Annotated in this window: 20 protein-coding genes and 1 pseudogene; 10 read left to right on the top strand and 11 right to left on the bottom strand. The window is 64.1% G+C overall.

The features are described from left to right. Nucleotides 1–48 precede the first annotated feature (48 nt). Nucleotides 49–2,037: a TonB-dependent receptor gene (locus tag ABS78_RS21785; RefSeq protein ID WP_293384579.1), complete on the bottom strand. Its 1,989-nt coding sequence runs from the start codon at nucleotides 2,035–2,037 to the stop codon at nucleotides 49–51. A 377-nt stretch (nucleotides 2,038–2,414) separates the two neighbouring features. On the opposite strand from ABS78_RS21785, the gene ABS78_RS21780 reads away from it, so the two are divergent. The 4 genes from ABS78_RS21780 (at nucleotide 2,415) to ABS78_RS21765 (ending at nucleotide 5,741) form a co-directional block, all read left to right on the top strand. Beyond that, complete coding sequence (locus ABS78_RS21780) at nucleotides 2,415–3,467, top strand: hypothetical protein (protein WP_293384576.1); 1,053 nt, start codon at nucleotides 2,415–2,417, stop codon at nucleotides 3,465–3,467. Next, nucleotides 3,464–3,955, top strand: coding sequence for an isoprenylcysteine carboxylmethyltransferase family protein (locus ABS78_RS21775; protein ID WP_293384573.1), 492 nt, complete (start codon nucleotides 3,464–3,466; stop codon nucleotides 3,953–3,955). Before ABS78_RS21780 ends, ABS78_RS21775 begins: the two co-directional genes overlap by 4 nt. 260 nt (nucleotides 3,956–4,215) lie before the next feature. Then, nucleotides 4,216–4,683: a DUF305 domain-containing protein gene (locus ABS78_RS21770; protein WP_293384570.1), complete on the top strand. Its 468-nt coding sequence runs from the start codon at nucleotides 4,216–4,218 to the stop codon at nucleotides 4,681–4,683. A 545-nt stretch (nucleotides 4,684–5,228) separates the two neighbouring features. Further along, the gene (locus ABS78_RS21765) at nucleotides 5,229–5,741 is read left to right on the top strand and encodes a helix-turn-helix domain-containing protein (RefSeq protein WP_293384567.1); all 513 of its coding nucleotides are present in this window, start codon (nucleotides 5,229–5,231) and stop codon (nucleotides 5,739–5,741) included. A gap of 255 nt (nucleotides 5,742–5,996) precedes the next feature. On the opposite strand, the gene ABS78_RS21760 is transcribed toward ABS78_RS21765, so the two are convergent. Continuing rightward, entirely contained in the window at nucleotides 5,997–7,319 is a 1,323-nt protein-coding gene (locus ABS78_RS21760; RefSeq protein ID WP_293384564.1) for a sorbosone dehydrogenase family protein, read from the bottom strand. Nucleotides 7,320–7,852: 533 nt separating this feature from the next. Between ABS78_RS21760 and ABS78_RS21755 the strand changes: the two genes are divergently transcribed. Then, nucleotides 7,853–9,127, top strand: coding sequence for a hypothetical protein (locus tag ABS78_RS21755; protein ID WP_293384561.1), 1,275 nt, complete (start codon nucleotides 7,853–7,855; stop codon nucleotides 9,125–9,127). Between the two features lie 22 nt (nucleotides 9,128–9,149). On the opposite strand, the gene ABS78_RS21750 is transcribed toward ABS78_RS21755, so the two are convergent. The 5 genes from ABS78_RS21750 to ABS78_RS21730 all read right to left on the bottom strand — a co-directional run bounded on the left by ABS78_RS21750 (nucleotide 9,150) and on the right by ABS78_RS21730 (nucleotide 13,481). Then, nucleotides 9,150–9,902 carry a hypothetical protein gene (locus ABS78_RS21750; RefSeq protein WP_293384558.1) on the bottom strand — a complete coding sequence of 251 codons (753 nt, stop codon included), beginning with the start codon at nucleotides 9,900–9,902 and terminating at the stop codon, nucleotides 9,150–9,152. A gap of 165 nt (nucleotides 9,903–10,067) precedes the next feature. Further along, the gene (locus ABS78_RS21745) at nucleotides 10,068–10,664 is read right to left on the bottom strand and encodes a hypothetical protein (RefSeq protein ID WP_293384555.1); all 597 of its coding nucleotides are present in this window, start codon (nucleotides 10,662–10,664) and stop codon (nucleotides 10,068–10,070) included. A gap of 747 nt (nucleotides 10,665–11,411) precedes the next feature. Continuing rightward, the gene (locus ABS78_RS21740) at nucleotides 11,412–12,137 is read right to left on the bottom strand and encodes a GIY-YIG nuclease family protein (protein ID WP_293384552.1); all 726 of its coding nucleotides are present in this window, start codon (nucleotides 12,135–12,137) and stop codon (nucleotides 11,412–11,414) included. Next, complete coding sequence (locus ABS78_RS21735; RefSeq protein WP_293384549.1) at nucleotides 12,134–13,276, bottom strand: DNA cytosine methyltransferase; 1,143 nt, start codon at nucleotides 13,274–13,276, stop codon at nucleotides 12,134–12,136. The genes ABS78_RS21740 and ABS78_RS21735 overlap by 4 nt, the downstream gene beginning before the upstream one ends. Next, entirely contained in the window at nucleotides 13,269–13,481 is a 213-nt protein-coding gene (locus ABS78_RS21730) for a hypothetical protein (RefSeq protein ID WP_293384546.1), read from the bottom strand. Before ABS78_RS21730 ends, ABS78_RS21735 begins: the two co-directional genes overlap by 8 nt. Nucleotides 13,482–13,560: 79 nt before the next feature. Here ABS78_RS21730 and dinB point away from each other — a divergent pair, with 79 nt between their 5' ends. The 5 genes from dinB (at nucleotide 13,561) to ABS78_RS21705 (ending at nucleotide 19,792) form a co-directional block, all read left to right on the top strand. Next, the gene (gene dinB / locus ABS78_RS21725) at nucleotides 13,561–14,655 is read left to right on the top strand and encodes a DNA polymerase IV (protein ID WP_293384543.1); all 1,095 of its coding nucleotides are present in this window, start codon (nucleotides 13,561–13,563) and stop codon (nucleotides 14,653–14,655) included. A gap of 142 nt (nucleotides 14,656–14,797) precedes the next feature. Next, the gene (locus tag ABS78_RS21720) at nucleotides 14,798–14,980 is read left to right on the top strand and encodes a hypothetical protein (RefSeq protein WP_293384540.1); all 183 of its coding nucleotides are present in this window, start codon (nucleotides 14,798–14,800) and stop codon (nucleotides 14,978–14,980) included. A 55-nt stretch (nucleotides 14,981–15,035) separates the two neighbouring features. Continuing rightward, nucleotides 15,036–17,906 carry an N-6 DNA methylase gene (locus tag ABS78_RS21715; RefSeq protein ID WP_293384537.1) on the top strand — a complete coding sequence of 957 codons (2,871 nt, stop codon included), beginning with the start codon at nucleotides 15,036–15,038 and terminating at the stop codon, nucleotides 17,904–17,906. 88 nt (nucleotides 17,907–17,994) lie between these two features. Next, entirely contained in the window at nucleotides 17,995–18,621 is a 627-nt protein-coding gene (locus tag ABS78_RS21710) for a hypothetical protein (RefSeq protein ID WP_293384534.1), read from the top strand. 325 nt (nucleotides 18,622–18,946) lie between these two features. Beyond that, nucleotides 18,947–19,792: a hypothetical protein gene (locus tag ABS78_RS21705; RefSeq protein ID WP_293384531.1), complete on the top strand. Its 846-nt coding sequence runs from the start codon at nucleotides 18,947–18,949 to the stop codon at nucleotides 19,790–19,792. On the opposite strand, the gene ABS78_RS21700 is transcribed toward ABS78_RS21705, so the two are convergent. The 4 genes and pseudogenes from ABS78_RS21700 to ABS78_RS21685 all read right to left on the bottom strand — a co-directional run. Continuing rightward, nucleotides 19,793–20,125, bottom strand: coding sequence for a hypothetical protein (locus tag ABS78_RS21700; RefSeq protein ID WP_293384528.1), 333 nt, complete (start codon nucleotides 20,123–20,125; stop codon nucleotides 19,793–19,795). It abuts the gene before it with no gap. Nucleotides 20,126–20,310: 185 nt separating this feature from the next. Next, complete coding sequence (locus ABS78_RS21695; RefSeq protein ID WP_066680709.1) at nucleotides 20,311–20,910, bottom strand: recombinase family protein; 600 nt, start codon at nucleotides 20,908–20,910, stop codon at nucleotides 20,311–20,313. Between the two features lie 72 nt (nucleotides 20,911–20,982). Then, nucleotides 20,983–22,020 carry a TniQ family protein gene (locus ABS78_RS21690; protein ID WP_066680710.1) on the bottom strand — a complete coding sequence of 346 codons (1,038 nt, stop codon included), beginning with the start codon at nucleotides 22,018–22,020 and terminating at the stop codon, nucleotides 20,983–20,985. Further along, nucleotides 22,017–22,371 (bottom strand): annotated as a pseudogene (locus ABS78_RS21685) (transposase); the annotation flags it as partial. The pseudogene ABS78_RS21685 and the gene ABS78_RS21690, both read right to left, overlap by 4 nt.

The raw sequence follows: 22,371 nt of genomic DNA, 5'->3' as shown, positions 1-22,371 counted from the left end.
GTGATCTGAAAAGATCCCCCTCCGCCGACGGCGGAGGGGGCAAGGACCCTAGAACCGGCGCACGAGCTGCACGCCATATTGCCGCGGCTCTCCATAGACGGCGAGCGGCAGGGCCGGGTTCGAGACTCCGGTGGCGTTGGTCCCGACGGTCTTGTAGGTCGCGTAGCGCTCGTCGGTGAGGTTGCGCCCGAACACGGCCACCTCCCAGACATCGCCCGCCGTGGCAAACGTCGCCCGGGCATTCAGCAGCGTATACGGCTCGCCCGAGAACTGGCGCAGGTTGTTCGGCTTGAACTGGACGCGGTCACGCCAGGCGATGTCGCCCCGCAGGGTCAGACTGTGGCCATCGACGAACTCCCACCGGTACTGTGCGGCCCCCGTGAAGTTCCACCGTGGCGCATTCGGCAGGGTGTTCCCGGCCAGACTAACCCCATTGTCGAAGAAGCGGTCGTACTCCGCGTCGAGGTAGGCCGCCGTCGCGTTCAGGTCGAGGCCGTGGACCGGCCTCACCGTGACCTCCAACTCGCCGCCCTTCAGGGTGGCCTTGCCGGCGTTGGTGGTGGTGGCCACCCCGTTGATGTACTCAACCACCTGCAGGTCGGTGTAGTCGTAGTAGAAGACGCTGAGGTTCGCCCGGACACGGCGGTCCCAGAACATCGACTTCACCCCGCCCTCGTAGCTCCAGATATACTCCGGCCGGAACGGCCGGCCGTCGCCGAGCTGAAAGCCTCCCGACTTGAAGCCGCGCGTGATGGAGGCGTAGGCCATCACGTCTTCGCTGACGTCGTACTGAATCCCGACTTTCGGGGTCCATGCGCGCCAGGAGGCCTTGGCCGCTTCACCGCCCACATCGACCCCGCCGGAGAGGACACGGTAGGCGAAATCCTTCTCCTCGTAGCTATAACGGGCGCCGCCGGTGAGCCTGAGCCGATCGGTCAGGCGGAACGTCGCCTGGCCGTAGGCTGCGAGCGCATTGGTGACATTGCTCTCGGGCAGGCCGAGCGCGCGCGCGGGCTCCAGGATCTGCAGCTGGTCGCGGGCCTTCTCGCGCAGGTAGAAGGCGCCCACGATCCATTCCAGGCGATCGGGCTCGTTGTTGCTGAGTTGCAGCTCCTGGGTGAAGGAGCGCGACCGCTCGTAGAGGGTGATGTTGCGGAGGAAGAGATCCGTCGCATCGACGTCGAGAACCTGGTCCACCGTGCTCCCGCGATAGGCGGTGATTGACTTCAGGGTCACGGGGGCCGTGACGTAAGTGGCGGTAGCCGAGACGCCACCGTTCTCAACGTTGTTGCGCGGTCGCGTGTCGAGGATCAGCTCGTCCTCTCCGCGCGGGATGGTCGCGCCGGCCCGCGCCAGGTCCGCCGGGTAGCTTTGGCGGATGGACGGATAGCCAGTCTCGCGGTCGCGGCCAAAGTCGGCCCGCAGCGTCAGGTCGAAGTTTTCGGCGAGGTCGATGGCGAGGGTGGCGCGCGCGGCGAAGCGGTCGATGTCCTGGTATTTTTCGCCTGTCTTCGGATTGTCGTAGATGCCGTCGCGATCGTTCTTGAGAACGGTCAGGCGGCCACGAATCCGCTCGCCAAGCGGCCCGGACACGGAGCCGGAGAATGTCCGTCGACTGTAGTTGCCTACAGTCGCGCTGAGTATGCCTTCGAGTTCAGACGTTGGCGCCCGTGAGGTGATGTTCAGGGTGCCGCCGGCGGAGTTGCGTCCGAAGAGCACGCCCTGCGGGCCACGGAGCAGTTCGATGCGCTCCACATCGAACATGTCCTGATAACTGGTGGTAGGCCTCGGAATATAGACGCCGTCGTAGTGCACCGTCGAACTCGGGTCTGTGGCGACCCCGAAGGCCGAGGTGCCGATGCCTCGGATGTTCACGATCGCCATCGAGTCGTTGGTGATGGTGACACCGGGCGTAAAGACCTGCAGGTCCTCGAGGGTGGAAACCCCGAGCGCGCGAAGCGTCTCGCCGGTGACGGCGGTTACGGCGACCGGCGTGTCCTGCAGATTTGTCTCGCGCTTCTCAGCGGTGACTACCACCTCTTCAAGAGCTTCAGGCGCGGCGGACTGAGCGAACGCGGGCGCCGGCGCAAGGGCGAGCACTGTGAACATCGCGGACGCGCCGCGAAGCGTAATGCGATTGGAACGCATGAAACCTCCCCATATCTAAGGGATATACGTACAACCGTGCTGCTCCCCCTCATGGCCACCAAACAAAGTTGTCATACTGAGTATTCCATCGCCCGATTGTCCTTTGATCCGCGCCTTCATAACGGCTCATTTGCGCGTGCCCTGCCGCTGCTTTTGCGAAGATGGTGTCCGCGATGATCGGTCCCTTTGGGAACCCTCCGACCTGCGATCTGTTGCCTAAACCGTAGCCGGCGTCGGACGACGTCAGGCGCAGGAATCCAGAGTTCATGCCCCTTCCCGTGGCCCTCTTGTCGCTCGCGACGGCGTCTCCGCCCAACGTGCTGGCGCAAGCGCAAGTGGAGCAGGCGGCGCGAGAGCTGTTTGCCGATAAATTTCCACACTTCGAGCGTATGGCTCCGGTCTTCACCACGGCAGGCGTCCGCACCCGGCAAGTGATCCGGCCGATCGAGTGGTACTTCGAGCCGCGGGGCTGGCCCGAACGCACCGAGGCTTACCTCGATGGCGCGACGGACCTGTTCGTGCAGGCCGCCTCCGCGGCGCTGGCCGAGGCGGGGCTTGCCGGCCCCGACGTGGACGTCATCGTCACGGTGTCGTCTACGGGGATCGCGACGCCCAGCCTGGAGGCGCGCGCGATGGAGCGCATGAAATTCCGGCCGGACGCCGCCCGTGTGCCGGTCTTTGGTCTCGGCTGCGCCGGCGGCGCGACCGGCCTTGGCCTCGCAGCCAGGCTCGCGGCGGCGACTCCAGGCGCTATCGTCCTCTTCGTCACCGTCGAGCTTTGTTCCCTGGCGTTCCGGCTGGACGACCTTAGCAAGGCCGACATCGTGGCCACCGCGCTGTTCGGCGATGGCGCTGCAGCCTGCGTGGTCCGGGCCGGAGAGGGCGGTTTCGCCCAGGTGACCGGGATCGCCGAGCACACGTGGCCCGCCACGCTCGATGTCATGGGGTGGCGGGTCGAACCCACGGGGCTCGGGGTGATCTTCGCACGCGCCATCCCGCCGTTCGCCAGATCCCATCTGCGCCCGGCGATGGCGTCGATGTTGGGCGCGCAAGAGCTTGAGATCGAAGACATAGACCGGTTCATCTGCCATCCCGGTGGCGTGAAGGTGATCGAGGCGCTGGAGCTTTCGCTGTCGATCCCGCAGGGCGGTCTGGATCGAGAGCGCGAAGTCTTGGCTGACCACGGCAATATGTCCGCCCCGACCGCGCTGTTCGTCCTCGACCGCGTTCGGCGCGACCGCATGCCGCCACGCTCTGTCCTCACGGCGTTGGGGCCGGGCTTCACCGCGAGCACCGTCACTCTAGATCGCGCGGCGTGACCCTGGCCGTCGCGGTCTTGGCGCTCGTGACCCTACAACGGGTCGCCGAACTCTTTCTTGCCCGCCGGAACTCCGCAAGGTTGCTGGCCAGAGGGGGCGTCGAGGTCGGGGCCGGCCACTATCCGTTCATTGTCTCGTTGCACGCCGCCTGGCTGATCGGGCTGTGGATCATGGCATGGGACCGGCCGGTCGCGCCGCTTTGGATGAGCCTCTTTTTGCTCCTGCAGCTGTTGCGGATCTGGGTCATCGCAACGCTGGGCGATCGCTGGACGACCCGGATCATTGTCCTCCCCGGCGCGCCCCTGGTGAGGCGGGGACCCTATCGCGTCCTGTCTCACCCGAACTACGCTGTCGTCGTCGCCGAGATCGCGGTGCTGCCGATCGCTTTCGGCTTGCCAGCCTACGCCCTGATATTCTCGGCCTTGAATGCCGCCGTGCTTTGGGTGCGCATACGTGCTGAGAACCGCGCACTGGCCAGCCTGACATAGGCTGTCTGCCATAGCCGTTTTGATATCGACCTCATCGACTTCATGCGCTCGGATGCAGCTGACGGCGAACCTATTGGAGCCGCTGCGAGGGCAAGTCCTCCGACGATCCCTTTGCAACCAGTCGCGTGTGGGGAGCCCAAAGCTTTTGAACCCCCCTGATACTGCCGCGTTGTAGCCGCACGTCTACGGCGAAGCCAGAATCTAGAAATTGAGCGCGATAGGAGAGGGACGTGCAGGCAGAACATAAGGGCGAGAGGTCAATGGATCGCCAGATGATGCAGCATCACTACAGGATGTTGGCGCTCAATCTCGCTGCGAGCCTCGTCATCATGTATATTGCTATGTTCGCAATGATCTCGAGCAGGGGCGAGTTCGTTCAGAACATCAACTTTTTCTATATGGCGCTGGTGATGTGGGCGCCGATGGCCGCACTGATGCTGCTGACGATGAAGTCTATGTATCAAAGCACCAAACTCAATCTTGGCCTCTACGTTGCCTTCGCTGCTGTGTTCGTACTTTCGTTCGCAGGAATTCGCGACCAGGGGTTTGTAGGCGACCGGCAGTTCGTTCGCTCGATGATACCCCACCACTCCGGCGCGATTTTGATGTGCGGCCAGGCCCCGATCAAGGATGCTGAAATCCGTGAACTCTGCTTCGGCCCGAACGGGATTGTGGAATCTCAAAAACGTGAGATTGCGCAGATGAAGGCCATTTTGAAGCGCCTTTAGCCCGCGACGTCTCAAAAGCGCATTTCGGGCCGAAAAGTCGTAAACTTACGTAGTCATTTCAGTGACTTAACGTAGTGCGCCGAGTTTACACATGCCTTACACATAAGCCCCGTGATCCGGGATGTGAGGCAGGCCAATGGAAAGCCACACCCTCATGGACGGAAAGGTCCATGTTTACCGCCGCGAGAACAGCCGCTTCTGGCAGTGCGCCGTGTTCCTCGGCGGACGAAATCACCGCCAGACGACGCGCCAGAAGACCCGTTCGAGGCTTTGGCGATCCAGCCGCTTTGCGAAACTGCCGCCCTTAGGTTTGAGGGTGACGCGTCACGAGCGCCGCGTGTCCCGGACACGAACAGGGGCCGCTGGCGATCAGGCGATGTGAGGGCTTGCAGCGCGATGTCGCGTATCCCCAATAGACTTTTAATGAGAGGTCGCCGTTGGTGAGGCAGTTGCAAGCTGGCACGCGAAATATCGACCAGGAGTTCGTCACGCCAGGAGTGAGGGTCGGCTACATCGGCGCTCGTGTGGGGTCGCACGACGAAGACGTGGCGCTGCTGACCTCGGTCGGCTGTCAGGTTGTTCGCAGCGAAACCTCCTCCGCTGGCGCTGTGCTGTGGGCGATCATCTCCCTCATCGGGCCGGAGGACGAGCTGGTGGTATTCGCCTTGTCCGACCTCATCGGCCTTTCCGCGCTCGAGGTTCTAGATCGGCTTCATGAGCGCGGCGCGAGCCTTTACGTGTTGGACGACGGCTTTTCGACCAGAGGCGATGGCGACCGCTATCTCCGCGCTGCCCTCAAGGCTGTAGCCTACCTTCAGCCCAATGGTCGCCGCTCAGCCGATCGGGTGGGGACGGAGGATGCAATACTGAGTTTACAGCGCCGTGGCGTTGGGCCCACGGAAATTGCAAGGCGTCTCGGCGTCTCCCGAATGACAGTTTGGCGCAAGCTGAAAAAGAATCGGGCCGACGAAGCTTTGGCGACGCGGTCGAGGCTCGGACGGAGCGTTCGCTCGGCGTCGACGCCGGTGAAAACTCAGACCTCGGGTCCTCGCTCATGATCTGAACCGCCACCGACGCCTCCGGGAGGCTTCAAGTTATGAGCGGCCGCATTCACTGGAGCGGCGAGTAGTGTGATTGGTTCGCCGTGCGCTTAGATGATGCGCGCACTCCGCGCTGGCTCCTGCGCTTATTGGAGGTTCAGAAGCTTAGAAGGCGTGAGATCAAGCAGTTGAAGGGCCATCTGCAGCGTTTAGCGATGGTTCCGCTCTTCTCATGATTGATCTTGGCGTCGGCGGCGCTGAGAGGGGCGAAGTTCAATGCACGGCAGGGATCACCCGCCATATGACGCCGCCGACATCATCGGCCACAAGGAGGGCCCCATGCCTGTCGACCACCACCCCGACGGGCCTGCCCTGGATCTTGCTTTCGGCATTGAGAAAGCCGGAAAGAAACAGCTGCGGTGCTTGGGGGCGCCCGCCAATGAAAGGGATGAATACCACCCTATAGCCGTTGAGGGGCTGGCGGTTCCAGGATCCGTGCTGGGTGACGAACGCCCCGCCCCGGTAGGAAGCGGGATAGGTGTCGCCTCTGTAGAAGACCAGACCGAGAGACGCGGTGTGCGGGCCGAGGCCGTAATCGGGGGCGAGGGCGTTGGCCACCAGATCCGGCCGGCGCGGCTGCACGCGCGTGTCGACGTGCTGGCCCCAGTAACTGTAGGGCCAGCCATAGAAGCCACCCTCTCTCACGCTGGTGAGATAGTCGGGCGGCAGGTCGTTGCCGATCTCATCGCGTTCGTTCGCGACGGTCCACATTGTCCCCGTACTGGGTTCGAAATCTAACCCATTGGGGTTGCGGATCCCGGACGCGAAGATCCGGGTCCGAGCCGAGGCGATGTCATACTCCCAGATCGCCGCGCGACCGACTTCGTTTTCCAGGCCGTTGTCGCCGATATTCGAGTTGGAGCCGACGGTCGCGTAGAGTTTGGACCCATCCGGACTGGCCACGACGTTCTTCGTCCAATGGTGATTGATTGGCGGCCCCGGAAGGTCGAACACTCGCTCCGCCGGCCCCGCCGCTGCGGTTTGGCCCGAGCGATAGGCGAAACGGACCACCCCATCGTTGTTGGCGACGTAGAGCACGTCGCCAACGAGCGCCATGCCGAACGGGCTGCGGAGCCCCTGCGCGAACACCGTGCGGCTCTCCGCGGCGCCATCGCCGTCTTGATCTCCCAGTAGGATGAGCTTGTTGGGACTGGGGACCGCCGACTTCACCTTCTTCATCAGCATCTTCTGGACGAAGCCGCGAATGCCGCGCTGCATCCTGTCCGCCGTCGACGGCTCACCGGCGGACTCGGCCACCAACACATCGCCGTTGGGCAACGCGAGCAGCCAGCGGGGATGTTCCAGGTCGCTGGCGAAGCGGGTGACGGTGAACCCCGTCGGGGCGTCAGGGCTCGCGCCGGCGGGCCAGCCTACGACGCTCGGTACGCCGACCGAAGGCAGGAGGCTGCTCTGCGGCGCCGGTAGCGGCGGATTGGGTCCGAACCCGACGAAGGGATCGCTAGAGCCCGGCGTGGTACAGGCGGCGAGCGACAACGCCGCTATACTTGTGATCGCGATTGGGATCGAGCGAGGCATGAGCTCTCCTGTATCGATCAAAACGACCTCGGGTCGCCGATGTTGCGTGTCACGGCGTCGGCCGGGGAATCCTGCCCTAGTGATACGCGCGGGCGGAGCCGTAGCCCTCGAAATGTCCCGCAATGTTGGGGCGTTCCGACCGAAGACGGCAGGGGAGGGATCACCGCTGAGAGCGTGCCCGCCTGCTCCGAGGTTGACCGGCGCAGGATGGGCTTGTGTTGGGCCTCTGGCTCAGCCAGGCCAGGCTATGTCAACACTCCGAACCGTTGGGCGGCCCGCAATCGCGCGCTTCGAACGGCGGGCACATGCCTGTACTTAGTCTCCTTGTGGCCGGGTTCGCGTGGGTCTAGGGCAAAAGCAAGCCTTGGATGTTCGAGCTTGTGCTGCCCCGTCTCGCGGGGCTCATGGCGGAACTTCGCCCTCGGCGTGGGTTTCCGGTTACCCTTGGTTTTGCCGGTGCTGGCGTGGGCGATGGGCTTGGCGTTGGCCGCCCTTGGGCTCGGCGCAGCGCCGGGGGACGCGAAGGGGCGGGCATGACCGATGACGCGCGACGGCTTAGCGACCGTGAGGCTGTGCTCAACAGCGGATGTTTCTGCGTCACTTTGGACAGCGCACGCCTGATGGCCGCGATCCAGGCCGAAGCGCCGGATCCGGACCTCGCTGCGGCTCTGCTCGACGCGCGCCCAAATCTCTTCGCGGCCATGCCGGTGTTTCTGGCCGAACACGACCTAAAAGCCATGCTTGCCGTCGTCGCGGCGGTCGAAGGGGCCGCCGAAGACTCTGCTTACCAAACGGCGGTCCTCGCCTGGGCGCCGGCGATTGCGCGTCAGGACTTCGGGCCACGCGGGGTCTTCATGGGCTACGATTTTCATCTGGGCCCTGGTGAGCCCAAGCTGATCGAGGTCAACACCAACGCCGGCGGCGCCTTCCTTAACGCCTTCCTGGCGCGCGCCCAGGGCGCATGCTGCCGCGAAGCGGAGGACGCGATGCGGGCCGCGCCGATGTCTGAGTTCGAGGCCGCGGTCTGGGCGATGTTCTTGGCCGAATGGGCCTTGCAGGGCCGGACGGGCGAGCCGCGCTCGATTGTCGTCGTCGATGACCGACCCCGTGAGCAGTATCTCTTCCCAGAATTCCTGCTGGCCCAGCGTTTCTTCGAACGCCAGGGCGTGAAGGCCTGGATCGCCGATCCCGGCGAGCTTCGCTTTACCGGGGGCGAGTTGAAGCTCGAGGGGGAGGCGGTCGACCTGGTTTACAATCGTCTGGTCGATTTCTCGTTTATGGCTCCGGGACATGAAGCTCTGCGCGATGCCTACCTCGCAGGCGCAGTCGTGCTGACCCCCGGCCCCCGCAACCACGCGCTCTTCGCCGACAAGCGGAACCTGACGCTGCTATCGGATCCCGTCGTCGCCGATGGCTTTGGGCTAACGCCTGATCAGCGGCAGAGCCTTTCGGCTGTCCCCCGCACGGTGATGGTGACCGCCGCGAACGCCGAAAATCTGTGGTCAGCCCGAAAACGCTATTTCTTCAAGCCGGCGGGCGGACACGGCGGCAAGGCGGTCTACCGCGGCGACAAGATGACCCGCGGGGTTTGGGAAGAGGTTCAGCAGGGCGGTTACATCGCCCAGGAGCTGGCCGCTCCGTCCGAGCGCCGGATCAGGATCGACGGTGAGATCAAAGCGCTCAAGCTCGACGTTCGCGTCTACACCTACAGGGGGTCGCCGCTGCTGACCGCGGCGCGGGTCTATCAGGGCCAAACTACGAATTTTAGGACGCCCGGTGGCGGATTTGCGCCGGTGTTCGTGACCTGACGGGGTCTTTCAGCGGCAGAAATCATGGTTGCGCTGTTTTCGCTTCCGGGTGTCGCCCAGCGCGCTGTGGCATGAAGAGGATACAGGCGAGAATGGCCGCCGCCAGAACCGCCGACGCGAGGGGACGGCTGAAAGCCAATCCGCCCTGGTCGAGCGGCTTGTCGAGGAAGTCGCCCACTGTCGCACCCAACGGCCTGGTGAGGATGAAGGCTGCCCAGAACAGCAAAACGCGGCTGACCTGGGTCCAGTAGAAGAGCGCAGCCAGGGCCGCCAGCATCGTCCCGAACACGAGGGCGGCGCCGATGTATCCGAGGCCGCCCGTGTCCGCCGTCCAGTCCCCAAGCGCCGTTCCCAGCGTCTGCGAAAAGGTGATGGTCACCCAATAGAAGATCTCGGCTCTCGGCGTCGCAATGGCATCTGACGAAATCGAACCTAGGGTTAGCCGCCAAACCGCCAGCGAGGCCAGCACGCAGCCGAGGAGCAGGGTCGAACCGCCGGTGTAGCCGATCCCCAACGAGCGGGTGGCATAGTCCGCCATCGTCGTGCCGGCCGTCGTGGAGGCGATGATGGTCGCCCAGTACAGGAACGGGTGGAAGCGCTTCGCGGCGATCTGCCACCAGATCAAACCCACGAGGACAGAGAGGAAGATCGCGGTGCCGGCCAGATAGCCGAGCTTCATGGTCATGCTGACGGTGTCGCCGGCCGTTTCGCCAAGCGTGGTGGCGAGAATCTTGATGATCCAAAACCCAAGCGTGACGGCCGGAACCTTGCTCAAGACGTCTCGCTGGGTATTTGTCATTATGGTCAGCTCCGTCGGCCTCGGCCGAGTTCTGCAGTAGATCGGGGCCCTCCAAGTTCGATGCTACAGGTTGGGCGCCCATGTGGCGACCTCGGCGACGAGCCGGATCGGATCGGCGACTGGGGATGGTTGTGCAGCAGGTCAGCCGGCATCCTGCGCGCCGATCTCGGCCAGAGCGCGGGCGAAGAACTTCTTGGCCCGTTCGGAGCCGTAGGACTGGGCGGCCTTTTTCACGCGCGCCCGGTCACTGGCGGCCAGGCGCGCCTTGACGCGCTGGAGCACGTCGTCGGCGCTCTCGCCCAGCTGATCGAGGTTGTTGACCAGGTCGACCATCAGAAACTCAGCCGTGAGCTTCTTCGGGAAGGCGCGCTTCATCCGGAAATCGTAGGTGCGGCCGCCGAGCGCGAATTTGCCGTGGCGCTTGTGGTTGTAGACCACGGTCTTGTTGTGCAGCTGGGTCGTGCCGACGCCCAGCAGGTTGTAGGCGTTGGGCGACGCCAGCAGGAACGGGCCACCCTTCAGGAAGGTCGACACCAGCGTCTCGTCCTCGGGTGGGGCCTTCCCGAAGGCGGTTTGCTTGGGCGCGTAGTAGAGACCGCCGGCGAGCTTGGTCAGCACGCCCGCCTGCAGCGCTTCCTTGAGGTGGCGATCGACCGCGGTCGACCACTGGGCCAGATCCACCCGGCGGTAGGTCTGCCCGGGGCGGAGCTTGGCCTTCAACTGGTCGAACTTGCTCATCGCTCCTCGCCCTCCGCAGACATTTTGCAAGAAATGTCATTAAAAATCCATGCAAAAGGAGTTGCGCAGCGGTTGGCCACGAGAGGAGTGGCGCCTTGGCGGCCTGGGTCGCATGGCGTCTAATGGCGGCATGATCCAGTCGACCACTCGTCTAAGCCGGGGCGCACGCCTTCGCCGCCCTCGACCTGTCTGGATCTACGGCGTGATTGTCCTCGCAGGTGTCATTCTGTTTGGCTTGGGGCTTCTGGTCTTCAAGCCTTAAGGCATGTTGGGGAAGCTCTCCCGTGCGGCCGAGCCAAAGTCTCGGCCGCCCCTTTCGAGCAGGGGACACTCCCACAACGCCCCGGAGATGGAGAGCGGCCGGCGGGCGTGCTCGGTCCCTCCGCTGACGCGGCTCCTACGGGTCCGCCCCTTCGGGCGCCCTTTGGGGCGCCGACGGCCGCTCAACGGCGCGTCCCGCCATGGCCTTCGGCCAGGCTCCTTGCGGCCTTCATTTTTAGAGGGCCGGCCTGGGCCGGCCAGTCACACGAGAGGCGCTAGTCCTCACCCCAATTCTTGAGCGTTTCGCCTTCTGGCAACGGCTGGCCCAAGAGGTTGACCCAAGCTGATCGATCGAGGCACCAGCTCACGGCGACCAGGCGCGCGCCGCCGTCAAACCTGAACCAGCCGCGGATCACGCGGCCATCCTTCGGCGCCGTCTCGGCAGGATGCGGCGCGATCACAGGGTCACGGCGCGCGAGCTCATGCCTAGACCTCTTCCCCTTCGGCTTCGACGGCCACAGAGGCGGCGCCGCCTAGCGCCTCGTAGCGTCGCGCCGACAGCCACTGCAGTCGTTTGGCCTGGGTCAGGAGGACCCGCCGCAGGCCGCCTTGCACCTTACGCTCGGAAATCACCTGGGCGAGCCGCGAGAGGATCAGTGAGCGGCGGGCGATCCGGAAGTCCGGGTGGGAGCGCAGCTCGAAGACGCGGTCGGAGACGATCCGGGCCCGGAAGGACGGCGGCGTCTCGACGGCCAGGTCGCCGGGCGGCGGGTCCTTCTCGTTGAGGATCGCCTTGAACTGCGAGCCTTCGACCGCGCGGTCTGTGATCAGCCGCTCGAGTGCATCCAGGTGCTGCCGGGCGGCCAGATCGGTGCGGTTCGAATCCTGGAACTGGGGGAGGGGCCAGACCTCGATCTCGAAGACCTCGAACGGGTCGAGCACCGACATGGCCACGGCGTCGGTGCGCTGGTTGGTCAAGTGGCGGCGGATGCGGGTGCGCAGGCGCTCGTTGGTCTGGCCGACATAGATCGGCTCGCCGTCGTAGTCGAAGAAGGCGTAGACGCCCCATTTGTAGTTGCCGACGAAGGGGTGGGTCCCGGCCGGATCCTCAAAGGGGCTGTCGAGGAAGCGGCTGAGGTTCTGGCGCAGATCCTCGGTCTCGAACGGCGGAATGTTGACCGCGTCTGGGTCGCGCCTGAAGAGCTCGGTCACGCGACGGCTCGCGCCTCGGCTGCTTCAGCCAGCAGGGGTTCGAACACGTGCTTGGCCAGGTGGCGCACGACATCGACCACCACGCCATCGCCGGTCAGGTGGTAGGCCTCGTTGTAATTCTTCGGCAGCTTGTAGTCGTCGGGCAGGCCCATCAGCCGGGCGGTCTCCCGCGCCGAGATCAAGCGCGAGCGGATCTTCTTGCCATCGATGACCAGGATCACCTGCCGGCTCGAGCCGCCGCCGGGGGTCCGAAGGCAGCCCGACACGTCGTCAAATCGTACTTCCGCGCGCTGCACCTTCGCGCCGCGCTCATCGAGGCGGGTGCGGTTGTAGACGCCGCCCACCATACGGCGGCCGGCGCGCACGGCGGCGGCGACCTTCGCCTTGTTGACGGGGGACATCTTGGCCAGCAGGCGCTCGGTCTCGGCGGGCGTATGCCAGGAGACGCTCGTGGGGTGCTCCTCGATCTCGTCGGCCAAGGTGCGCACCCGGTGCCCGGGCGTGGGCACGTTCCACCAGAGCATGTTGGCGCGCACGGCCTTGGGCAGGGCGTCGACCGCACGGCGGATGGCTCGGGTGTGGAACGGATCAAGCGGCTCGGGCGACAGCAGCGCCGGGTCGATCGCCACGTCCTCGCGCACGCCTATGACGAAGAGGCGTGGGCGGGATTGGGGCACGAAGAGGTCGGCGTTGATCACCAGAGCGCCGCAGCGGTAGCCGACTTCGGCGAAGGTCCGGCAGATCGCTTCAAAATCCTGGCCGCCGTGGGACGTGAGTGTTCCGCAAACATTCTCCAGGGCGATCAGTCTAGGCGCCCGACCTTCGGCCTTGAGCGCGCGGACTACGTCCCAGAAGGGATAGAAGGTGCCGGACCGCTCGCCTTTCAGCCCGGCGCCGACGCCGGCCAGCGAGAGGTCCTGGCACGGGAACGATCCCCACATCAGGTCGGCGATGCCCGGTAGATCGGCGGGCGTGACGGCGCGGATATCGGCCACCTTCAGCTCGTCCGCGCCGAAGTTAGCCTGGTAGGTGAGGCCCTTCTTAAAGTCGAAGTCGTTGGCGAACAGGCACGACCAGTCGGGGCCGAGGCCCGTTCGGGCCATGCCGCCGCCGGCGAAGAACTCATAGAACTCAGCCATGTGCGCGACGCTCGGGGCTCTGGGCGGCGGTCCGGGGTTCGCGGGCGAGCTTTTCTTGCACGGCCTCGGCGATCCAGGTGTTGCGCGAGACGTTGCCAGGCCGTGCCGCGCATGCGGCGTCGATCTCAGCGAACGTGTCGGCAGCCAGGCGCAGGTTGATGCGGTCGAGGCTGCGGACGGTGGAGGTCTTCGAATCGGAATCCATGGAGCCACGTTGGCGCCTGCGTGGCGCCACGTCGAGGGTTGTTTCTTGTTTTGTTCTGCGACTTGTTAGAGGGTGCAGCATGACCGGGGAGCGCGTCCGCAAGATCATCCATGTCGACATGGACGCCTTCTACGCGTCGGTCGAACAGCGGGACGATCCGACCCTGAAGGGCAAGCCCGTTGCGGTGGGCTATCCGGAGAAGCGCGGGGTGGTGGCGGCTGCCAGCTATGAGGCCCGGCAGTTTGGGGTTCGCTCGGCACTGCCGTCGACGACGGCCCTGCGCAAATGCCCCGAGCTGATCTTCCGGCCGCCGCGCTTCGACGTCTACAAGGCCGTTTCGCGGCAGATCCACGAGATCTTCGCCGACTACACGCCCTTGATCGAACCGCTGTCGCTGGACGAGGCCTATCTCGACGTGACCGACAATCTGCGTGGCATCCCGACGGCGTCGGCGACCGCCAAGGAGATACGGGCTCGCATTCTTGAGGAGACCGGTCTGACGGCCTCGGCCGGGATTTCGTACTGCAAGTTCATCGCCAAGCTGGCGTCCGATTTCCGCAAGCCCAATGGCCAATATGTCGTGCCGCCGGAGCAGGGTGAGGCGTTCGTCGAGGCGCTGCCAGTGACTAAGTTCTATGGCGTTGGCCCCGTGACGGCGGCCAAGATGCACAAGCTGGGCATCCAGACCGGCGCCGACATGAAGCGCCAGTCGCTGGCCTTCTTGCAGGCCCACTTCGGCAAGTCCGGGCCCTGGTACTACGACATCGCCCGCGGCCGGGATGAGCGGCCGGTGCGACCGGACCGGGAGCGGAAGTCGTCAGGATCGGAGACGACTTTTGCGACGGACCTGACCGATCCGGACGCTATCGAGGCTGGCGTGCTGGCCATGGCAGATGACGTCTGGGCCTGGTGCGAGAAGACCGGCGGCCGCGGCCGGACGGTGACGGTGAAGATCAAGTGGGCCGATTTTCAGCAATCGACGCGCAGTCAATCGTTCCCCCTGTCCATTGATGGCCGCACGAAGCTCCACGAGGCGAGCCTGGGATTGATCCGCTCTGTCTTCCCGCCGCCCAAGGGCGTGCGGCTGGTCGGGGTGACCCTGTCAAACTTCGCGGCCGCGTCGGCAGGCCTTGGTGCAATTCAGCCCCTGCTGGGCGAATCGGCCCTTGCATGACCAAACAACGTCGTGCCTCAGCAGCACTTGGTGCATTCGCGCAACGAAGAGCCCGAAATCAGGAAAGCCGGATTGACGGATTCCTGTCTTTCTGGCTTTCATTACGCCCTTGGCGGTCAGCGCCTCGACGAGGTGCTCTTCGATGGCGACGCAGCGCGCGGAAACGCAAATCGACGGCGATGCCGACAAGGATCAGACGCTCAATTTCCGCGTCACTGCCGAATTCAAGAAAGCCTTCAAGGGATACGCGGTTGCCCAGGGCATCAGCATGACTGATCTCCTCAAGGAGGGTTTCCTCCTTTCCAAGAAGGCCCGTGGGAAGTGAAGGTCCAGGGTAACGTCTGGAGCCCGTCGGCTCGCGGTTGCACGAGCGCCGGACGATGAGCGTGCGCGCGGCGTCACGCCGTGAACCTGACGCGAGTTGGCTGTTCGACATTGGAGCCAACGCAACTAGCCCCGTCGTCGATGGCCTCATACGGGTCGACGATTTCGTCACAACCTCCCAGGCGCCCGAAGTTGTAGCGGTGCTGGAGAAGGCTCGCCGTTATGGCGCGCACTCCGTTTTCTTCGAGGCGGCGCGGAACGGCCGAGCCCCAGTGGCACAGGCCTTCATTTTCCTTGCCGCCGGCGGTCTTGATGACGCTGCGTTCGCCCAGCTGCATAAGCGGTTGTGGAGCTGGGGAGGGGTGCCTCTTCTGTACCGCGTGGTGCCCGGGCAGGTGCAACTGTTCCGATGCGCCCACAAACCGGATTTCGTCGATGCTTCTGGAGCTCCGATCTGCAACCCGGTCCGGACGCTTGAGATCGGCGCCGCTGTTGCCTCCGCCGATGGATGGTGGGACCGCGAACAACTCCGGAATGGAACGCTGTGGGATGATCCGGCCGCCTGTCAGCTCATGCTGTCTCCACACGGATCCTCGCACCGAAAGCTCGTCGACACCGTCCGCGCGCTGCACGTTGAGCTCTCGGCCGAAAATCTCCTAGACCCGCACCTCCGGCGGCGCCTGCTGATCCTCTCGCTCCTAATCGCCTACCTCGAGGAACGTGGGGTCCTTGAAGCAGACTACTTCGGTTCGTTCTTGCCGGGCGCCAGTCGCTTTTTTGAGGTGCTCGGAAACGGGCCTGCCCTAGTACGGTTGCTGGCTGCGCTGGAGGACCGATTCAACGGTCACGTCTTCACGTTGCCCCCTGAGCAGCGTCGCCTACTTGAGACCAGCGGCCAGCTAGGCCGCTATGCGCGGCTGATAGAAGGCTACGAGGATGCGGGGGGTCAGTTGACCCTTTGGCGTCTGTATTCTTTCCGGGACCTGCCGATCGAACTGATCAGCAATATCTACCAGCTGTTCGTAAAGGACGCAGCGAGCTCAGTTTACACTCCTCCGGCGCTTGTCCGGGCCATCCTAGAGGAGGTGCTTAGCTGGGATCGCCTCGACCAGATCATGAAAACGGACGAGGTTATTCTCGATCCGGCGTGCGGGTCCGGTGTCTTCCTTGTTGAGGCCTACAAGCGGCTCGTCCTTCATTGGCGCAGTAAAAACGGCTGGGCGAAGCCGGGTGTGGAGGACCTGCGGCCACTGTTGCTCCGAGTCCATGGCGTGGACTTGGAGGAGGGCGCTGTCGAACTCGCTGCGTTTAGTCTGTGCCTCGCGCTTTGCGATGCTCTCGAACCAGAGGAAATCCGGTCGAGCGTGAAGCTATTCCCGCCGCTTGCGGGCGTGAGCTTGCATCGCAGCTGCTTCTTCGAGGCTAAGTCTAATGGGGTGATCGGCGCTCCTGTCGCGGCAGTCGTCGGCAACCCGCCATTCGCGTCGTCGTTGACCACGCCAGGCGCCCAAGCCGCCTACGCTGCTTACAATGCTGATCACGGTCAGCTGGCGGATCATCAACTCGCATACCTTTTCCTCCACGAGGCGATGGGCCTGCTGGTGGAAGGCGGGATGATCGGGATGATCGAACCATCCGGCTTTCTCTACAATCATCATGCGCTGTCGTTCCGCCGGGCCTTCTTCTCAAAATGGCGTGTGCGGGAGATCCTCGACTTCGTTTCGGTTCGCGGCCTCTTCAAGAAGGGCGAAGCTGACCCGAAAATCGTTGTTGTGGTGGCCGAGGCTTCAGTGCCGGTTGGCGAACCAGTCTTGCATGCTGTTTTCCGCCGGAGCGGACGAGCAGCTGCGGAGCAAGGGTTCGATATCGACTACTACGACCTTCACTGGCTGAGCGCCGAAGATGCCGCCAACAATCCCCATGTCTGGCGAGCTGACCTCATGGGTGGCCCCAGGGTGCTCAACCTGGTGGAGCGCCTAAGCGCGCTTCCAACCCTCGGCGAGTTCGTGCGCGGTCGAGATTGGGAGGTGGGCGAGGGCTATATCGCCGGCCGCCAGGGCAGTTCGGGGGACGCAGCGCACCTGGCGGGCAAACCCCTGCTGGCAACAACCGCGTTGTCGACCGAAGGCATCGATCTCGCGGGAATTGGCGTCGTGCCGAGCGGACCGATTATACGACCTCGCACCGCCGCGCGATTCACACCCCCGCTGCTCCTGGTGAAGGAACATGAGGATTTGCCTCATGCCCTCTGGGAGAAAGATTTTCTCGCGTACAAGCATGAGATTCTAGGGATTTCGGCTCCGAAGGCTGACGCCCCGGCGCTCCGGGCGGTCGACGAATGGCTGGACCGAGAAAGTTTGGCGCTGCGCGCCTATGTCGCCAGCACAAGCCCAAGGCTCTTCAATCAACGGGCAACAGCTATCCTCTCTGACGACATCCTGGCGCTTCCCTACACACCAGACGCCGGACTCGATCTCAGCGACAACGAGCAAATCGTTGTCGAGGACGTGGTGCACTTTCAACGAGATTACATTCGCTTGGGGGCCAAATCGAGGCTCATGGCGGTGCCCACGTCGGCGGAGCTGGACAAGTTTGATGCGTCGCTCATCGCCCAGCTTAGTACTGTCTATCCGAACCCTCCCCTCAAGGCCCTTCCCGCCTACAAATGGCCAGGTGCGATTTGTCGAGCATTTGTACTCGGCGACGGGGATGTGGACTGGACGGGTGCGGATGCTCTTCGCGGAAAACTTGACGGCCTTTTGAAGGAAGTCCGCGGCTCTGGGGTCGAAATGACCCGGGTCGCCAGACTTTACGATGACCGCTTCATCTTCCTCCTGAAGCCCGACCGGCTACGCTTTTGGACCCGCTCAATCGCCCTGCGCGATGCTGACGACGTCCTCGCTGACCTTCGGACTCAAGGCGTCTGACGTGCTGGCTGACGAACCCGCTTTTTCGAAGCCTGCAGGTCGACTTAGCGACGACCTCCACCTGCCAGCCGAGTGGAGGGCGTCGCTGGTGGCCTTCATCGCCGACACCCTGCCTGCCTGGCGTGACGACCCCTTGCGGCCGGCGGCCACGGCTGAGACCGTGCTCACCGCCCAACTGTGCGCGCTCCTCAACAGCGCCAGCCGAAAATCCAGGGGGTGGGACTACCTCCAGTTCCGTATGGAAGAGCCCGATGAGGTAGTCCGCGGCCGGGCGATCGATCTGGTCGCCGCGCCGTCAGGGCAGCTCATCTGGATCGATGGACGTCGCTATTCTCAGTACGAGCCGCTGCTTCCGGTGGAATGCAAGCGGCTGCCGACGCCAAGCGGGCGCGAACGGGACGAGCGCGAGTATCTCCATAGCCGGCATGGGTCGCGCGGCGGCGTCCAACGCTTCAAGGCCGGGGATCACGGCGCAGCACACACCCATGCCGCGATCATCGCCTATCTTCAAAGCGACGACATTCCTGCGTGGCACGCCCGCGTCGCACAGTGGATCATCGATTTGTCGGCGGAGACCACGAACTGGACCGGCGACGACGGGCTCACTCTCAACACCCACGATTCCGACCGGGGAATGGCGCGGCTGTCGTCCAGCCATGCCCGTGATCGGGGCTTGGCAGATATCGCCCTCGATCATATATGGATCCGAGTCTAGGGGCCGACGCGTCCGAGAGAGTAGAGGTCAATTGGTATGCCAAAACGAACAAAAAGAGTAGCAACAACAGTCATATAGAATGTCTACGCCGGTTAGAGATGTCGCACTGGGCGCCAGATAGAAATGTCACCGGGGGATAGGTGAGGGGAGCGGGCGGGCGCGGAGCCCTCCAACCGCGCAGAGCCCGACCGCTGCCCTCCGCACTGACGGTTCAGCTTCGCCCTTTGTTTTCCGAGTGCGCCGTCAGGCGCGCGAGGCACGTAGAGCTCAAGGTTGCGCTTGGTCTTCCCCGATGCCATCCAATGCTTCTGGGGAGACGTTGGGCATGAAGATAAAACTTCTTGGAAGGCTGGCCTTAGCACGACTGCTGGCTGGCATGATCGCAGCCCTGTTAGCTTCTCCATCACTCGCCATCCCACCTCCGCCCGTGCCGGCCGCACCGGCTGGCGCAGCCACCTATTCGCCTGAGCAGCTTGCGAATACGCAGTCGGTCGAGTTGGCGCGAGAGCTCTTCTCTGATTGGGCGCGAGGGCTGGTCGAGAAACGGTTAGACGAGGGGCCTGCCTTCTATACCAAGCCAAGAGCCAGCTACGCCGGTGTATGCGTTGTCACACGAGTGCGCTTTGGAATGGGAGTTCCAACGGGGTCCGGCGGTGACCGAAGGGCCTATGTACAGGGCGTGGATATTGAGCAGCTTTACCACCTTGTAGACCTGCCCGGTCCGTTCGATCCGACACATGTATCACAGGGCAACACCACGATTTCCCTGTGCAATAAACTGGCCACCGGCATCAAATATTTCCCGGCCCCGTCGGGCTTGGTCGCAGCTTATCAGCACCATCTCATCGACGACGCTATTGCGCAGGCCAAGGGTACTGGCGGCTTGAATTTTAAGCTCGACTGCCTCCGAGGAGCCGGATCGGATTGCCGCGCGCGGCAGGTGCTGGCGAAACTGGATGCCTCTGATATCAAAAGCATCAAGTCGAGAGACTGCGCCGGGTATTCCCGCAATGAATGCTATGAAATCGCCGTCAGCGATTGGACTGTTGAGGTTGAAAGTCGGCTTTCAACTTACGGCTACTCGCTAGTCGAACCGGACCGAATTCTTGTGAGCATCGGCCTCAGCAAATTGCCACATGATATGGTGGTAAACTGCGCCGATTGCCGTTGATCATCCGACGCTGAACATGTGCTTGGTCTGATCGCGCCGCTTCGGCCCCTTGCTGGTGCGCATACCCGGCGGCTGGGTCTGCTGGCTCTGACGGATCAGGGTCAGAAGACCGCCCAGGCGCTTGTTCTCGAGCACCGCAGTCTCGGTGACGCGCCGAAGCTTGTCGAAGGTGCGGTAAGGCATGCTGCGGCCCTTGTAGCGAACCTCCAGCCGACCATCGGGAAAGTCCACGACCTCGACCCGGCGGCCGATCGCGGCCTGGGCGAACTCCGTCAGCCGTCCGGCCGTCAGGTCGCGCAGGATCTCGACTCGGCTAAGCTCCTTGTCGCTCATGAAGTGCAACGCCACTTTGGAGGACCTCCCACGCAAAATGAGGGAGGGTGCCATCTCTAACTGGCACGCCGGTGACATTACTAAATGGCGGCTACATTAGCGTATCGTATAATAATCATTATCGGAAATCTATCGTAAAACATCCTTATAATTGTCGGTGTTCGCATTCGATGCGAGTCGCATCTTTAGATAACGGTTTGGTTCGAATTCATTGCGACTAACCCCTGTGCTCTGCCGGCGGCGACGGTGCGGCTGATCGTGGCTTCGCTGACCTTGTAGAGTCTGGCCATCTCGGCGGCGGACCTGCGGCCCGACAGCACGTTCTCGACGACGTCAATCCGCTGTCCGAGCGTGAGCTTCGCGCGGCGGCCGCCGATGCGTCCGGCCGCGCGAGCCTCCGCCAGGCCGGCGCTGGTGCGCTCGCGGATCATGGCGCGCTCGAACTCGGCGAAACTGCCGACCATCTGCATCATCATCCGGCCGGCGGGCGTCGTGGTGTCGATGCTTTCGGTTAGCGACCGGAAGCCGGCGCCGACAACCTCCAGCTTTTCCAGGATGTGCAGCAGGTCCTTCAGCGAGCGCGACAGCCGATCGAGCTTCCACACCACGACAATGTCGTCGGACCGCAGTTGGTCCAACATCCGGTGTAGCTGAGGCCGATCCCAGCGCCCGCCGCTCGCCGCCTCCTCGAACAATCGATCGCAGCCCGCGTCTTTCAGCGCCCGTCTCTGGGCGGCCGTGGACTGGTCGTCGCCCTTGGAGACCCGGGCGTACCCGATCAGCATGTCCAGCCCTTTCACAAACGCTCGTTTTTGCAAGGTCCGACCGCGCCCATATGGACAGAGACGATCCGCCTTTCACAAACCTCTTTCATAATAGTTCCGAAAGGCAAGGGGTTTGTGCAAGCCACCCCCGGCCTCGTCCGCCAGCGCTGCGGCCGCTGGTAGAGCGATCGCCTCCGGCAGGTGTTGCAGGGCCATCTCGAGGCGGCGTCGGCCCTCGCGGCCGACATGATCGACGAGCGTCCGAAAGGGGCCCAGGTGATCCGCCGCCGTGCGCCAGGACAGAACCTCGGCGATCTCCCCTTCGAGCTGCGCCGGTTGGCTCAGCAGCGCGGCCAGCGCCGAGAGAACATTGCGGCGAGACCGCGCGCTTTGGCCCTGCAGGGCGCCCAGCCCCTGGACCGGGTCAGAGGCCTGCAGGCTGAGGATGAACGGTCCGCCGATGCGTTCGGGCTCGAACAGCCACGCGAAGGGCGTCTGCCCCGACTCTTTATAGAGCACCAGGTCGATCAGGATCTCGCTCGCCCGCAACAGGCTCCGAGCCGACCGGACCCGCCAGCCGGGCCCGATGGCCAGGCCAGCCAAGGCGCGCGCCAGGGCCGATTCCAGGGCGAGCGTGCGCTGGCCCAGCACGCGCGCGGTCCGCGCAACGCCGAGCGCCGCTCCGCCCTGTCGGGCCAACTGTAACAGGACGCCCGCCGATACGAACGCCAGGCCGTCGAGGTCCACGAGGGCGCAGCGATGGATCGGACAGCTCACCTGGAACACCATCTGGCTCTGCGCCGGCCACCAATGGTCACACCCCCGTGCGGCCGCCTCGCGGCAACAGACTGGACAGGCGCCGCCGCGACGACCTTGCGCATCGAGCGCCGCCATCCAGGACAACCGGCGCGCCTGCGGGATGCACAAATCAGCGATCGCCGCTGGCGCCATGCCGCCGACCTCGGCCAGCGTCTCGAGCGTGCCTGGCGAGGGGTGCAGATCGTCGATCGGGCCTATCCCCAGCCAGGCCCAGAAGGTTGGGAGATCGACGTAGTTGTGCGCCGCGACCCGGGCCGTCCACGACGACAGTCCCTCCCCCGTGGTCGGGCGCGGCGCATAGGGCAGTCTCACCCTGCCGCGGCCCGGACGCGAGCGCCCCGGCGCATTGCCATCGCCGTCCGCACATGGCGGACCACCTCCTCGGCGTGCAGGCTCTCAACTGTGATCCGTTCGCGGCCGCTGTCGATGGCCTCGACGGCAGCGGCGTTCAGCAGACGGAAGGTCTTGCCGGGACTGCCGCCGCTGATCTCATGGACGGCGCCGACGAAGGCGTCATCGACCTGGCTCTTCATGCGGAGCGGGAAATGACCGACCACGGCCGCCACGATCGCGGCGTAGGTCTCGTCCTTGGCCAGGCGCGAGAGCCGGAAGGGCTGGGCGCGGCCTTCGATCTGCGGGTCGGAGGTCAGGGCGTTCAGGGCC

The sequence above is a fragment of the Phenylobacterium sp. SCN 70-31 genome (genome assembly GCF_001724605.1).
In the GTDB taxonomy this organism is placed as follows: Bacteria; Pseudomonadota; Alphaproteobacteria; order Caulobacterales; family Caulobacteraceae; genus Phenylobacterium.
The sequence above is the reverse complement of the archived record's forward strand: the minus strand, read 5'-3'. Positions and strand labels throughout refer to the sequence as shown.